The organism is Xanthomonas cissicola, from assembly GCF_008801575.1.
GTDB classification, from domain to species: domain Bacteria; phylum Pseudomonadota; class Gammaproteobacteria; order Xanthomonadales; family Xanthomonadaceae; genus Xanthomonas; species Xanthomonas cissicola.
This window is the reverse complement of sequence record NZ_VZPL01000026.1, coordinates 1-15,417: the sequence shown is the minus strand read 5'-3', so window position 1 is coordinate 15,417 and position 15,417 is coordinate 1. Positions and strand designations below refer to the sequence as shown.

The following is a 15,417-nucleotide window of genomic DNA, read 5'->3' as shown; positions in this document are numbered from 1 at the left end:
AGCGCTTATTGGTACTTGATGTCCGCGTCGTAACTGCTGCCGCCGGGCTTGCCGTCCTTGCCCAGGCTGATCAGATCGAACGGCTGACCGTCGCCGGGCGCACGGTATTCGATGGCGTGGCCCCATGGGTCGTTGAGTTCGGCCGGCTTGGCGTACGGGCCCAGCCAACCGCTGCTGTCGCCGGGCTGGGTGACCAGGTCATCGAGTTTGCTCGGCAACTTGCCGGTGTCGAGCTGGAAATTCTCGATCTTGCCGGCCAGCGTCTGGATCTGCGACTTGGCCAGATTGGCCTTGCCGCGATCGGCACCGCCAAGCACGCGACTGCCGACCAGCGTGAGCACCGCACCGATCAGCACGATGACGATGATGATTTCCAGCAAGCTCATGCCGGCCTGGCCTGCGCGCGACGGACTGCGGGTGATGGAACGCTTGATCATGAACGATTTCCTTGCACGTCGATGAGGGATGCTGCCGCCAACAGATGACACGGCGGGCATTGCAATGGTTCCCGCTTGGGTGTCGTGCGGTCACCGGAACGTTGTGGTGAATACGCTACCCGGTCAAGCGCGCGGTTGGCCGTTGGACGCCGCACGCGCGCGGGATGTGCAGTGTACGAGCGCCCCACGCCGATTCGGACCACAGGCTGTTCCCGCCCGACGCCTGCACCGTTGCACTGACCTGCACTCTCAGCCGATTGCATTGGTAAGGTCATACAGCGGGACGAGGACCGAAATGATGACAAGCCCCACCACCGAGGCCAGCACCAGCGTGATGAACGGCACCAGCGCGGCCAGTGCGCGGTCGATGGCCTGCGCGGTTTCCAGCTCGAAGGTGTCGGCGGTCTTGAGCAGCATCGTGTCCAGTGCGCCGGACTCTTCGCCCACCTGGATCATCTGCAGCGCCAGCCGCGGAAAGCGCTTGCCGCGTGCCAGCGACATCGACAGGCCATGGCCGTTCTTGACGTCGTCGGCCGCATTGGCAACATCCTCCACCAAGGCCAGATTGGACATCACGTTGCGCGCGATGCCGATCGCCGCCAGCAGCGGCACGCCATTGCGCAGCAAGGTGCCCAAGGTGCGCGTCAGGCGTGCGGTTTCCAGCCGGGCGATCAGGCTGCCGACCACCTTCTGGCGCAGCAGCCATTGGTCCAGCGATGCACGGAATGCGGCATTGCGACGCTTGCGATCCAGCCATAGCCCCAGCACGCCCGGCACGACGATCAGCACGATCCACCAGTCGCGCACCAGCAGGCCCACGCTCAACACCGCCTGGGTAAACCACGGCAGCGCCACATCCAGGCTTTCGTACATCTGCGCAAATTGCGGCACCACATAACCGAGCAGGAACAGCAACGCACAGCCCACCACCGCCAGCAGGATCGCCGGGTAGATCAGCGCGTTGATCACCTTGCCCCTCAGCGCGCGGCTGCGCTCCAGATAATCGGCCAGCCGCTGCAGCGTGTCCTGCATGCTGCCGCCGGCTTCGCCCGCGCGCACCATGTTGATGTACAGCTTGGAAAACAGCCCATGCTGGCGCTCGAGTGCGGACGACAACGGCGCACCGCCGCGCACGGTATCGCGCACATCGCCGATCACCCTCCGGCTTTTTTCGTCTTCGGGCAGATCCATCAGAATCGACAGCGCACGGTCCAGCGGTTGCCCCGCGCCGATCAACGTCGCCAGTTGCTGGGTGAATTGCACCAGCGCCGCATTGTCGAACGGCTTCTTGCGCAGCAGCATGCGCAGCGACGGCGAATCGTTTTCGCCGGTGGCCAGGCGCGTTTCCACCGGCAGATGGCCCTGTTCCTGCAGACGCAACGCCACCTCGGCATCGCTGGCCGCTTCCATCTGGCCGTCGAGCATTTCGCCGTGGGCGTCGAGCGCTTTGTAGCGGTAGAGGGGCATCAGGCTGGGAGCCCGGGATTGGGGAATCGGGAATCGGGAATCGGGAAAAGCACATCGCTGCGTATTGGCGACATCGCGCACCCATCGCTGTCCACACACAGCAGAGCCAGCGGGTGGCTGTGCTGGCGGTTCGTTGGTCCGGTGCCTGCTAGGCGTGTTTCTGCCGCCTTACCGATCACGCATCCTCCGTGACGCGCAGGACTTCTTCGATGGTGGTTTCGCCACGCAGGGCCTTGGACAGCCCGTCCTCGTACATGGTGCGCATGCCGGCCTGGCGGGCCAGTTGTTCGATTTCGCCCATGCCGGCACGGCGCATCACCGCACGGCGCAGTTCGTCGTTCATCACCAGGAATTCGACGATGGTGGTGCGTCCAAGATACCCGGTAGGTGCGGTGGCCGAGGGACGCGGGCGATGCAGAAAGATGTCGCCCTCCGGTTGCAGGCGGCGCAGATCGAACTTGGCGATTTCTTCCGGCGAAGCCGCATAGCGCTCGGCATTGGCCAGGTCGAGTTTGCGCACCAGACGCTGCGCCAGGATGCCGTTGATGGTGGAGGTGAGCAGATAATCCTCCACGCCCATGTCGAGCAGACGGGTGATGCCGCCGGCCGCGTTATTGGTGTGCAGCGTGGACAGCACCAGGTGGCCGGTGAGCGCGGACTGGATCGCGATGCGTGCGGTTTCCAGATCGCGCATTTCGCCGATCATGATGATGTCCGGATCCTGACGCACGATGCTGCGCAATGCGTTGGCGAAGTCCAGCCCGATCTGCGGCTTGGCCTGGATCTGGTTGATGCCTTCGATCTGGTATTCCACCGGGTCTTCGACGGTGATGATTTTCACATCCGAGGTATTGAGCTGGCTCAACGCGGTGTACAGCGTGGTGGTCTTGCCCGAACCGGTGGGCCCGGTCACCAGCATGATGCCGTGCGGTTGCTCCAGCACCTTGCGGAACTGCGGCAAGAAGTCTTCGGTGAAGCCGAGCTTGTAGAAGTCGAACACCACCGTCTCGCGATCAAGCAGGCGCATGACCACGCTTTCGCCATGCGCAGTGGGCACGGTGCTGACGCGCAGATCCAGCTCCTTGCCCTGCACGCGCAGCATGATGCGGCCGTCCTGCGGCAGGCGGCGCTCGGCGATGTTGAGCTTGGCCATGATCTTGATGCGGCTGATGACCGCAGCAGTGAGCTTGGCCGGCGGGCTTTCGCCTTCCACCAGCACGCCGTCCACGCGGTAACGCACCTTGAGGCGGCTTTCGAACGGTTCGATATGGATGTCGGAGGCGCGCAGTTCCACCGCGTGCTGGATCACCAGGTTCACCAGCCGGATCACCGGCGCTTCGGAGGCCAGATCGCGCAGCGCTTCGATGTCGTCGCTGCTGTTGGCATCGCCATCGGCGGTTTCGACGATGGCGCCCATCGCACTGCGGCCCTGGCCGTACCAGCGCTCGATCAGGTCATCGATTTCCGAACGCAGGCCCACCTGCAACAGCAACATGCAGCCGGTGGCAAGACGCACTGCATCGATGGCGTAATCGTCGTAAGGATCGGCGATCCACAGCTCCAGCCGGCCATCGCGCTCGCCGACCGGACACAGATGAAATTGTTTGAGAAAACGCAGCGACAACCCCTGCACTTCGGGCAGCATTTCCGGCGGCGTATCGCCGAGCTGGCGTGCGTCCACCAACGGCAAGCCAAGGACGTCGGCGCAGGTTTCTGCATGATCGCGTTCGGACACCAGACCCAAACGGCCGAGCAAGGCGAGCAACCCCATGCCGGATTCGGCCTGTAATTGGCGCGCGCGCAGCAGATCGGTGTCTTTCAGACGACGGCGTTCAAGCAGCGCATCGACGATGCGCGTCTCCGCACTTCGATGCTCGATTGGATCGACGGCAACCGCGTTCACACTCGTCTCCACTGGTCCGGCGCCGACTGTAGCAGTTTGCCGCGACGATCAACCGCACGCATCTGAATCGCCCTGAAAAACAATGCCCCCGGCGATTGGCCGGGGGCATCGGTCACACTATTTCGCTACTCACTGTCGTGCAACGAGCGTCAGCTTCGCGTAGCTCGCCGCGCCGACCAACTTGATGTAGTAGGTGCCGGCCTTGGGGGCAGTGAAACGCACGGTTTCGCTGTTGCCCGGACGGGTCGACTTGGCGTCGTAGCTGCTTGCGCTGGGCTCGGCCTCAAAGCTGACGTACATCGACACATCGCCGGTGCCGCCGTAGGTCATGAAGCTGAGCACGGCGCCGGCCTTGGCCTCGAAGCTGTATAGCGTGGAGCCGCCGGCGGCACCGCTCAAGCCAGCAACAGGTGCCTTGTTGGTGAGCTCGATGGCGCTCGGCGCGCAGCTCTCGGTGGCCGGGTCGCACGGCTCCTCAAGCACGGCTTCCAGCGCGGCCTTGGCGTCGACGATGCCGCTGCCGATCGGGGTGCTGGCCGGCGGGGTCGCCGGGAAGCGGCGGCTGGTCTGCTTGAGCAGGGCTTCGACCGCGGCCGGGGTCAGCGGGCCATCGCCCAGCCCGATGGCTGCGCTCTGCACCAGCGCCACGACGCCAGCCACGTGCGGCGAGGCCATCGAGGTGCCGCCTAGCCCCATATAGGTATAGCTACCCGAGGTCGGCGTGGTCGCACCGGTATAGCCGGCCTGCCAGATGTAACCGCCCGGGTTGCCGTCCACGCTACCGCCGCCGCCCGGTCCAGAGAGGTCGACCTTGCTGCCGTAGTTGGAGTAGTAGGCGATGCCGCCGGTGATGCGCGTGGCGCCAACGGTGATGGTGTTGTTGCAGCTGGCCGGCGAATGGTTGGCTGCATCTTCGCTGCTGTTGCCGGCTGCAACCACCACGGTGGTGCCGCGCGACACCGCGCTGTTGATCGCCAGCTGGGTGGCCGAATCGCAGGGTTCGCCGCCACCGAGGCTCATGTTGATCACTTCGGCCGGATTGCTGTTGGCCGGCACGCCGTCGACGCTGCCGCCGGAGGCCCACACGATCGCATCGGCGATATCGGAGGTGTAGCCGCCGCAACGACCGAGCACGCGCACCGGCAGGATGGTCGCCTTCGGCGCGACGCCTGCCATGCCCACGCCGTTATTGGTCGCCTCGGCCACGGTGCCCGAGACATGGGTGCCGTGCCAGGAACTTTCCTGCGCCTGTGAGCCCGCGTAGCAGACGTTGTCGGCCTCTTCCCAGTCGCCATAATCGAGTGCGCCCGGCACGCGCGCATCGGTGGGACGACGCGAGACTTCGGCGTCGGTGATGAAGTCGTAGCCCTGCAGGATGTTGCCGGCGAAATCCGGATGGCCCGGCAGGATGCCGGTATCCAGTACCGCGACCACCACGCCTGCGCCCTGCGACAGATCCCATGCAGCCGGTGCATTGATGCCGCCATTGGGGTTGCTCAGGTGCCACTGGTACTGGGCGTACAGCGGGTCGTTGGGAACCAGCTGCGGGCTCACGTCGGTGGCAGGAACGCTCTTGCTGATGTCGATCGGGCGCAGCATGCGGTCGATCTGCACGTCGGCCACGGATGGGTCGTTCTTGAGCTCGACCACCACCTTGTCCACCTGCGCGGCGGTCAGCGTGCTCGACAGCTTGATCAGGTCCGAGCCGATGCCCAGCTTGCGCACATACGTGGCCTTGGCGGCGGCAGCGCTGCTGCGCGCGCCAGTACCGACGCCAACGCGGCCCACCGCGGCCTGCACGGCGCTCAGCTTGCTGCTGCGATCGGTCGCAGCGGCGGTGCTGTCCTTGTAGCGCACGATCAACCGGCTACCGAACGCTGCGCCGGCCGGGGCTGCCTGGGTCGGTTCCTTGACCAGCAGTTTGGGGGCGGCAGCCAACGTGCCAGACGCACCGAGGGCCATCATCAGGATGGCGCCGGTCAGCGGGTTGAGACGGAAATTCTTGTCGATCACGGTGAAGTCCTCTTCGTATTTTTCGTGAATCAGGCTTGGCGCAGCCGGCGCAATCGCTGCGTAGCCGCGGTGCGGTGCGCTGCGTCCTTGCCGGCTACCCCTGGTACGGCCATCACTCCATGCGAATCCGTTGGCCGGCCAAGCCACGGTCCTTGCCCGCCCCCTCGGGCCTTGCAGATCGCGACGGCGCACCTGGCGCCGCCGCGCTTGATGCGATAACGCCTTACCAGCCGAAACCGGCACCCACGCCGATCGAGCTGTCGTCGCCGCTGAGCGCGCCGCCCACGGTGACGGTGGCGCGCGGGCTGATCGCACGCTGGTAGCCCACCGACAACGCCGACTCGCCGTTCTGGAAACCGACACCGGCACCGATGCGGTTCTGCGAAGCGATACCGGCCACGCTGGCGGACATGTTCAACATCGCCGAGCTCATCGCGCCCTGACGGTCCAGGCGACGGTTCTGCCGGCGCAGGCGGTCTTCGATATCGCCCTGGTAGCTTTCGAAGCTGTCGGCCATCGCGTTGTAGCGGCTGTCGGTGTAGCTGTTGGCGGCGGCAACGCCGCTGTCCAACTGGCCCTTGTTGACCGCATCGGTGGCACGCGTACCGGCAGCCACGTTGGCCACCTGACGCTCACCGCCCACGCTGCCCACCGACACCGTGTTGGCACGATCGGCAACCGCGCCCTGACCCAGTGCCACCGCGCCTTGTGCCGTGGCACGTGCGCCCTGGCCGATCGCGGTGCCGGACGCGGCCGTCACCTGCGCGCCCTCACCCATCGCCACGGCATTGGTCGCCACCGCCGCGATCTGCGTGTTGGCGCCCACCGCCGTACTGCCATCGGCATTGACGCGCGCATTGCTGCCGATGGCGGTGTCGTTGGGGCCATGCGCATACGCGCTGCCGCCAATCGCCGTGCCGGTGATGTGGTTGGCCACTGCTGCCGTACCGACTGCCGTGGACGTGGCCGCCGGCGTGATGCTGCCGTCCATTGCGGCGGTGGGCGTGCCCTGCACAGAGGCCGTTACATCGCTCGCAGTGCTTGCGACATTGCTGGACACATCGCTGACCGCAGTTGCCGCCACTGCCGGCACCGTTGCGGTGCGCAGCGATGCGGTGCGTGCGGCGGTGCCGGCGGCAGTGCCGCCACTGCGTGCATCCAGCTCGCTGACCTTGCTGTCCAACGCCGTCAGTGCCGCACCGACGTTGTTGTAGCTGGCGCCCTGGATCACATAGGTCGGCGCCACGAACACGCCTTGCGCACCGATCGCCGCACCGCCGCCAAGGAAGCTGGCCGCATTGCTCAGCGACTGGAACAACTGGCCGCCATTGATCGCATCCGTGCTGGCACTGGCAATCGTGCCAGCGCCTACGTTGACGATACGGCGCGTGGCCGGGCCGCCGCGACCGTTGCCGCTGCCCACCGACACCGTATTGGCATCGTAGGTGCGCGAGCCCGAGCCCAGGGCCACCGAATCGGCACCGCTGGCACCGGCATTCGCACCCAATGCCACGGCATTGCTGCCGCTTTCGCGCACGAACGCGTTGTAGCCCAGCGCAACGCCGTTTTCGCCGATGGAATTGGTCTGCCGGCCCATCGCGGTGCTGTTCACGCCGCTGGCGCTGCTGTCCACACCCATCGCGCTGGCGCCGGTGGCCGAGGCACGGCTGCCGGAGGCAACCGCCACGCTGCGTGCACCGCTGGCGGTGGCGCCGGCACCTGCCGCCGTGGCGCGATCGCCGGTGGCCGAGGCCACGCCGTCGCCGGTGGTTTTCAGCATGCCGCTGGTGGTCTGCACATCGGCCGCCAGGGCATCGAGTTGCCCCTTGTTGACCGCGTCGGTGGCCGCCTGGCCGTCGCTGACGTTGACGATGCGGCGCGTGGCCGGACCGCCGCGGCCATTGCCGCTACCGATCGACACCGTGTCGGCTTCGTAGGTGCGCGAGCCAGACCCCAATGCCACCGAATCGGCACCGGTCGCACCAGCATTGGCACCCAGTGCCACGCCGTTGACCGCACTCTGGCGCACGAACGAGTTGTAGCCCACCGACACCGCATTTTCGCCGATGGCATTCACCTGACGACCGACGCCGGTGCTGTTGATGCCGGTGGCCGAGGCATCCACACCGACCACACTGGCACCGACTGCATCAGCGCGGCTGCCGCCACCCAACGCCAGGGTGTTGTCGGCAAGCGCCGCTGCGCTCTGGCCCAAGGCGCTGGCATTGACGCCGTCGGCATAGGAATTCCAGCCAATGGCGGTGGTGTAGTCCGCCGTGGCCCAGGCACCGGCACCGAATGCCGCTGCGCCCGTGCCGGAGGCCCGTGCCGGGATGAACCCGAAGAACGTGCTGCCGCCGACGGCCACGCTCTCATCGCCAGTGGCTTCGCTGAATTCGCCAACGGCGACCGCGCTGGCACCGGAGGCCAACGCAACGGCACCGACGGCAGTGCTGTAATCGCTCGACGCGACCGCGCCATAGCCCAGTGCAGACGACAGGCGGCCGGTCGATTCGCTGTAGCCACCGAAGGCAGCGCTACCGACATTGGACGCGGTACTGCGGAAACCCGCAGCGATGGCCTGATTGTCGGACGCCACCGCTTCGCTGCCCAGTGCAGTGGTGTAGGTCGAAATCGCCTGCGCGCCGGCACCATTCGCCGTGGCGCCGATCTCGCTGGCCAACGCGTTACTGCCGACCGCACTGCTGTTTTCGCCCACCGCCTGGGCATTGTTACCCAGCGCTGCCGCGCCGGTGCCGCCAGCCAATGCGCCCACGCCTACGGCTGTGGCGTTGTCCACCACTGCCTGCGCGCCCGCACCCAATGCGGTGGTGCCGGTACCGGTGGCATTGGCACCCTCGCCTGCCGCCAGCGCGTTTTCGCCCTCGACGTAGGCACCTGCATCGCTATCGGCGCTGCCGCTGGCCTGGAAGTATTTGCTCGTGGCTGCACCGGCTTCGGCAACGGCGTTGAGCTGATCCAGGTTCACCGCATCGGTGCCCTGCGTGCCGGCCGCCACGTTGGTGATCTGACGCTCGTTGCCGGCACTGCCCACCGACACCGCGAAGTCGCGATCGGCCACCGAGTTGGCGCCCAAGGCCACGCTGCTTTCGCCGGTGGACTCGGCGAAATTGCCCAGCGCCGTGCTGTTGAGACCCGGTGCCCATGCCGCGCCGCCCACTGCGGTGGAGTAATCGCCGGAGGCTTCGGTCGGCAACAGGCCGAGCAAGGCACCACCAACCGACACGCTGTTGTAGCCGCTGGCCACACTGCCCTGGCCCGCGGCGATGCTGTAGGCACCCGTGGCGGCGGCATCACCACCCACGGCCACCGTGTTCGAACCGCTGGCGGTGCTGAAGTTACCCAGCGCGGTGCTGTTGAAACCGCTGGCGCTGGAATATCCACCTAACGCGGTGGAGTAGTTGGACGTCGCCTCGGCACCGAAGCCGAACGCCGCGGCGCTGGTGCCGTTGGCAACGCTCTCCGCGCCGACGGCGGTGGCCGATTCGCCGCTGGCGCTGGCGAAATAGCCCATGGCAGTGGATTCGCTGCCCTGCGCTTGGCTCAGCGCACCGACCGCCAGCGAGCCATCGCCATACGCACCGGCGGCGGCACCAAGCGCGGTGCTCTGCGCACCGGCCGCTTCGCTTTCGCCACCCACGGCCACGGCATAGTCGCCGCTGGCCTGGCTGAAGGCGCCATTGGACACGCTGCCAAAGCCGCTGGCCGCTGCGTTGTAACCGGCCGCATTGGCGTATTGCGCGGTGGCGCTGGCGCCGCTGCCGATCGCCACCGCACCGATGGCGGTGGCCTGGCTACTGGACCCGAACGCGCCGCTGTAATCGCCATCGGCCGTGGCATTGGAGCCAGCGGCGGTCGCGTCTTCGCCCTGCGCATCGGCTGTGCCGGTGCCGGTGCCGGCGAACAGGCGCGCGGTGTTTTCAGCGGCGCCAGCCACGGCGTTGAGCTGGTCCAGGTTCACCGCATCGGTGCCCTCCGTGCCCGCAGCAACATTGGCAATCTGCCGCTCGGTGCCGGCTGCACCCACCGACACCGTGTTGGCGCGATCGGCGATCGAACCTGCACCCAGCGCGACACTGTTGTCGGCAGATGCCACCGCACCGCCGCCCAGGCTGACGCTCTGCGTACCGAATGCGCTGGCTTCCCAACCCAGTGCGATGCTTTCATCGCCGGTCGCCCTGGATTGGCCGCCGAGCGAAATGGCACGCGGACCAAATGCATTTGCGTAGGTGCCCACCGCAATTGAGCCGGTATCGGCCGCAGCCGCATTCGCGCCCACTGCCGTGCTGTCGTCACCGTAGGCAAGACTTTCGGTACCGATGGCGGTGCCACCGTCACCCCACGCCACACTGGCAAAACCCAGCGCGGTCGATGCAGTTCCATTGCCGATGCTTTCGTAGCCGATCGCCGTTGCACCACGCCCATTGGCGATGCTGGTGCCGCCCACGGCGGTGCTGAAATATCCCGATGCGTTGCTGTCGCCGCCGAGTGCGGTGGCGTAGTCATCGCCGGCACTGCTGTTGAAACCGACCGCAGTGGCATTGGCAATGCTGGCGTTGGCATTGCTGCCGACGGCCGTGGTGCCTAGCGCAGAGGCCTGACTGCTTGCACCGAGCGCAATGCTGTCATCGCCCGACGCGTTGCTGGCGCCGCCCAGCGCAACGGTGCGCTCGCCGAAGGCACTGCTGTTTGCGCCGATCGCGGTGGATGCAGTGCCACCGGCCGCGGCATTGGCGCCGAAGGCCGCGCTATCGGCACCGAAGGCCACGCTTGCACCACCCACGGCGGTGCTGGTGTCGCCGAATGCCACGCTACCCGCACCCACTGCCGTGGAGTCTGCGCCATTGGCGATGCTCTCGTAGCCCAGCGCCGTCGCGCCGCTGGCGGTGGCCTGGCTTGCGCCGCCGACCGCGGTGCTGCCATCGCCAGAGGCGCTGCTGTTGCCGCCAAGCGCCGTGGTGTTTTCCGCGACCGCGGTGCTGTTGAAGCCGACTGCCGTGGCGTTGTCGGTGGTGGCATTGGCGCCACTGCCAACGGCAGTTGCACCCTGCGCAGATGCCGCGCTGCTGGAACCCAGCGCGGTGCTGTAGTCGCTGTAGGCCGATGCATTGGAACCGGCCGCCACGCTGTCGACGCCTTGGGCAAGCGCAGCGCCCTCGCCGGTGGCGACGAACGAGCGCGCGGTGGTGGAGGCAACCTCGGACACTGCGGTGAGCTGGTCGAGATTCACCGCATCGCTGCCTTCGGTACCGGCGGCGACGTTGGTGACCTGACGCTCATCGCCGGCTGCGCCCACCGACACGGTGTTGGCGCGCGTGGCGACCGAGTTGGCACCCAACGCAACCGAATTGGCGCCGCGGGCAGTGCTGTAATACCCCAGCGCCGTGCTCAGTTCGCCGCTGGCCCAGGATTCCGGGCCCACGGCCGTTGCGCCTTCGCCGGGCGCATAGGCGAAGCAACCCACCGCGGTGGCTTCGGTGCCGGAGGCTTCGCTCAGCGTGCCGACCGCAGTGGTGTACGTGCCCGACGCAATCGCGCCGGCGCCAAGTGCAGTGGAGGCTTCGCCACTGGCCTGGGTCTGCACGAAGAAGCCCAGACCGGGGATGAGGTCCACCGGGCCGCCGACTGCAGTGCTGCTGGTGCCGCTGGCGCTGGTCTGGGTGCCAACCGCAGTGGCGTAATCGCCCCCCGCATTGGCGACCGCACCGAACGCAGATGCCTGCGCGCCTGCGGCGTATGCACCCACGCCGAACGACGAGGCCGCAAAGCCATCGGCATTGGCGCTGGCGCCGACTGCGGTTCCGCCGACGCCGGCACTGGTGGCGCCGGTGGTGACCGGCACGCCGCCGTTGGTGACCAACGGCTCGCCGTCTTCGTCCACTGCAGCGCCGCCCACGGCCACGCTCGCCGGACCATTGGCCTGTGCGTTGTGGCCGAATGCTGCGCTGTTCTGGCCCGAGGCCAGCGCATTGGCGCCGACCGCGGTGGCATTGGCGGACATCGCATTGGCGCCGGTTCCCAGCGCGGTGGTCGCCGTGCCCACGGCATTGGCGGCATCGCCGGCGGCCAGCGCGCTGTCGCCTTCGACATAGGCGCCGACGCTGTCTTCGCCTGGGGTCGCCTTGAAGAATGTGGCCGTGTCTTCGGCCACATCGGCCACGTCGCGCAACTGCGCCACGTTGACCGCATCGGTGGCATTGACGCCGGCAGTGACGTTGGTGATGCGGCGCGTGGCCGGGCCACCGCGGCCATTGCCGCTGCCCACCGACACCACGTCGTCTTCGTGGGTGCGCGAGCCTGCGCCCAGCGCCACCGAATTTGCGCCGGTCACCCCCGCATTGGCGCCGAGCGCCACGCCGTTTTCGCCGCTTTGGCGCACGAAACTGTTGTAGCCGATGGCCACGGCGTTTACGCCGATCGCATTGGTCTGGCGACCGATCGCGCTGCTGTTGACGCCACTGGCGCTGCTGTCGGCGCCGGTGGCCACGGCACCGGTGGCGCTGGCGTGGCTATTGGCGCCGATGGCGGTGGCCCTGCTGGCCGGCGCCGCTGCGCCGCGGCCCACTTCGACCGATTGCGCATTGGCAGGAAGCGGCGTTGCCAATCCGGCGCCACCTAGCGCCAGGGCGATGGCGGCCGCGAGTGCCAGGCTCTGACGGCGATCGATGAACGCGGCTGAGGCAACCGCTCCGGGGCTGTCGCCGCTGGCCAATTCCGAGGCTACGGCCCACACACCAAGCGATTTGTTCCAGACCTTGCGATAAATCCGATTCATCGACGCACGACTCCTGAGTTGTTGGACTGGTTTTTTGGCGAACGCCCAGCGGCGGAAGGCGTTCCAGCCTGCAATTCACCGCAGTTGTTCGCGCTATGGGCCTTGCGGCGGGCGGCTTGCGCCTGCTTCCTAAATAGTCAAAAAGTGAACGCTACCCAACCATAGAACTGAGCGGAGTGTTAACAGTCGTCATTTCAGTCGTCAAGTTTTTGACAGAAAGCGAAGAGAACTGCGCGATTGATCACACTTATGCTTGCTTTTATTAGATTTTTGATAAATCTTTGGAAAACAGCGACCTAGATCATGTCCTTCGAGACATTTCAGAGCTGAATAGGCGGAACTGGAAAGGACAAAAAAGCCCGCTGGCAGGACGCCAGCGGGCTTGGTTGCGCAAAATGCAGGAGGTGGCGGGTCAGATCTGCGGCCAACTTGCCCCGCAGCCCGCATGCGCCGTCCATCGGCGCGCGGAGCAGCCGTGTTTCAGGCGTTCACCGCCAAGGAAATGACAATCCTGCCGAACCGACGACTGCGTGTCGGATCATTGGCGCGCCAGCAGGTTCACCGCGTCGAAACCGCTGCCGTCCAGCTTGAGGATGTAGGTGCCCGCACGCGGCGCGGTGAAGCGCACCGTCTGGCTGGTGCCGCGACGCGTGGACGCGCCGTCGTTGTCGGTGGCAGTGGGCTCGCGTCCGAATGCCACGTACAACTCCGCCTGGCCGCTGCCGCCGAAGCTGATGAAACTCAGCACCGCACCCGCCTGCGCTTGGAACGTGAACACGCCCGCATCGCCCGACAGATTGGAGATGCCGCTCTGGACCACGCCATTACGCAGTGGCTGCGCATCCACCTGGCACCCCACATCGCCCCGATCGCAGCGACGTAACGCGCGGGCAACCGCGGCTCCGGCATCCACGATGCCGGCGCCGGCCGGCGTTGCCACCGGAATCGACACCGGGAATGCGCGCGCAGTGCGCTTGAGCAAATTTTCCATTGCGGCCGGCGACAACGGCGGTTTGCCGTCGGCGATCAATGCGCTCTGCACCAATGCGGCGGTGCCGGCCACATGCGGCGATGCCATCGAGGTGCCTGCGAAGTCGCTGCCGCCATAGGTGAACTGCCCGGAGGTCGGCGTGGTTTTGCCGGTGTAGAGGGTTTGCCAAACGAAGCTGCGAATCGGGCCGTCGTTGGTGGCGAAGAACATCGAACTGCCACCCGGGCCGGCCAGATCGATCTGACGGCCGAAATTGCTGTAATCGGCAAGCGCACCGGTGGCGCGCGTGGCGGCAACGGCAATCACATTGGCGCAGTTGGCGGGAGCAGTCGTCGATACATCGGCAGTTGAATTACCCGCCACCACCACCACGGTGGTGCCGCGCGCCACTGCACCATTGATCGCGGCCTGCATCGCCGAACCGCATGCGCCGCCACCGCCCAGGCTCAGGTTGATCACTTCGGCCGGATCGCGGTTGTCCGGTACGCCATCGACGTGACCGCCGGACGCCCAGACGATGGCATCGGAGATGTCGGAGAGTTGCCCGCCGCAGTGCCCGAGCACGCGCACCGGCAGCACTTTCGCCCTGTAGGCGACGCCTGCCCCGCCAATGCCGTTGTTGGTGGCTTCGGCAACCGTGCCGGCCACGTGCGTGCCGTGCCAGCTGCTGTCGCTGGCCACCGAGACAGCCCGCAGTCGCCGTCTTCGGCAATCCAATCGCCGAGGTCCAGTGCGCCGGGCACACGCTCGGCCGTGGCGCGACGCGAGAAGAACGGATCGGTGATGAAGTCGTAGCCGGTGAGCAGATTGCCGGCCAGATCCGGGTGATCGGGCAGGATGCCGGTATCCAGTACCGCCACTACGACGCCTTCGCCCTGCGTTGTTTTCCAGGCTTGCGCGACGTCGATGCCACCCACCGGGTCGATGAGATGCCATTGATTGGTTTGCAGCAGCGGATCGTTCGGCAATGCGCCGCTGGTTTGCAGCGGATACATGCGCAGATCCACCTGCGCCGATTCGACGTCCGGGTCTGCGCTCAATTCCTGCACAAGACGGTCGGCATCGGCGCAACTGAGCTGGGCCGGCAATTTGATCAATTCGCCTCCCGCGGCAAGCGTGCGCAGATAGGTTGGCGCTGCGGTGGCACCGGTGCGTGCGGCAGGCGCAAGACGGACGGATGCGCGCGAAGCGGCCGCACCGACTGTCGCCGAGGCAGTGCGGCCGATATCGCGCGCGGTGCCGACCTGCCCGCTGCGGTAGCGGACGATGATTCTGTCGACCGGCGCATTGGCCATGGCCTGTTGGCGTTGGGCACTGGCCGCTGCCGCTGCCGCATCGGCGTTGGCGTCGGCGTTGGCGTTGGCGGCGAACGCTGTACTGCACGACGCAGCCAGGACACAGCAGGCAAGCACAAGGACCTGCGTAGAAGAGCTCTGGATCACGATGGGATTCCTTCGAGGTGAGTGCGAAAGGGCATGACGAAGAAAGCGCGCCGCCCGGCAATGGGCGGCGGGAATGCATGCAACCGCGTGGTCGTGCTGCGGCTACCAGCCGAAACCGGCGCCCAACCCAACCGACCGGTCGTCGCCGCTGAGTGCGCCGCCCACGGTGACGGTGGCGCGCGGGCTGATCGCACGCTGATAGCCCACCGACAACGCCGACTCGCCGTTCTGGAAACCGACGCCGGCACCGATGCGGTTCTGCGAAGCGATACCGGCCACGCTGGCGGACATGTTCAACATCGCCGAGCTCATCGCGCCCTGACGGTCCAGGCGACGGTTCTGCCGGCGCAGGCGGTCTTCGATATCGC

6 protein-coding genes and 1 pseudogene are annotated in these 15,417 nt (G+C 66.6%); all 7 read right to left on the bottom strand.

What is annotated here, in order from left to right:
- Positions 1-5 precede the first annotated feature (5 nt).
- Complete coding sequence (gspG, locus tag F7R02_RS12670) at positions 6-437, bottom strand: type II secretion system major pseudopilin GspG (RefSeq protein ID WP_003490502.1); 432 nt, start codon at positions 435-437, stop codon at positions 6-8.
- A gap of 249 nt (positions 438-686) precedes the next feature.
- The gene (gene xpsF, locus F7R02_RS12665; RefSeq protein ID WP_003490504.1) at positions 687-1,904 is read right to left on the bottom strand and encodes a type II secretion system protein XpsF; all 1,218 of its coding nucleotides are present in this window, start codon (positions 1,902-1,904) and stop codon (positions 687-689) included.
- A gap of 175 nt (positions 1,905-2,079) precedes the next feature.
- The gene (gspE, locus tag F7R02_RS12655) at positions 2,080-3,807 is read right to left on the bottom strand and encodes a type II secretion system ATPase GspE (RefSeq protein ID WP_167521025.1); all 1,728 of its coding nucleotides are present in this window, start codon (positions 3,805-3,807) and stop codon (positions 2,080-2,082) included.
- Positions 3,808-3,936: 129 nt separating this feature from the next.
- Entirely contained in the window at positions 3,937-5,820 is a 1,884-nt protein-coding gene (locus F7R02_RS12650; RefSeq protein ID WP_078589308.1) for a diffusible signal factor-regulated S8 family serine peptidase, read from the bottom strand.
- A 223-nt stretch (positions 5,821-6,043) separates the two neighbouring features.
- Positions 6,044-12,616, bottom strand: a complete 6,573-nt coding sequence (locus F7R02_RS12645; protein WP_151210104.1) for an ESPR-type extended signal peptide-containing protein — start codon at positions 12,614-12,616, stop codon at positions 6,044-6,046.
- 538 nt (positions 12,617-13,154) lie between these two features.
- Positions 13,155-15,049, bottom strand: a pseudogene (locus tag F7R02_RS12640) (S8 family peptidase).
- Between the two features lie 102 nt (positions 15,050-15,151).
- On the bottom strand, positions 15,152-15,417 hold a 266-nt coding region (locus F7R02_RS12635; protein ID WP_151210102.1), incomplete at its 5' end, for a YadA-like family protein.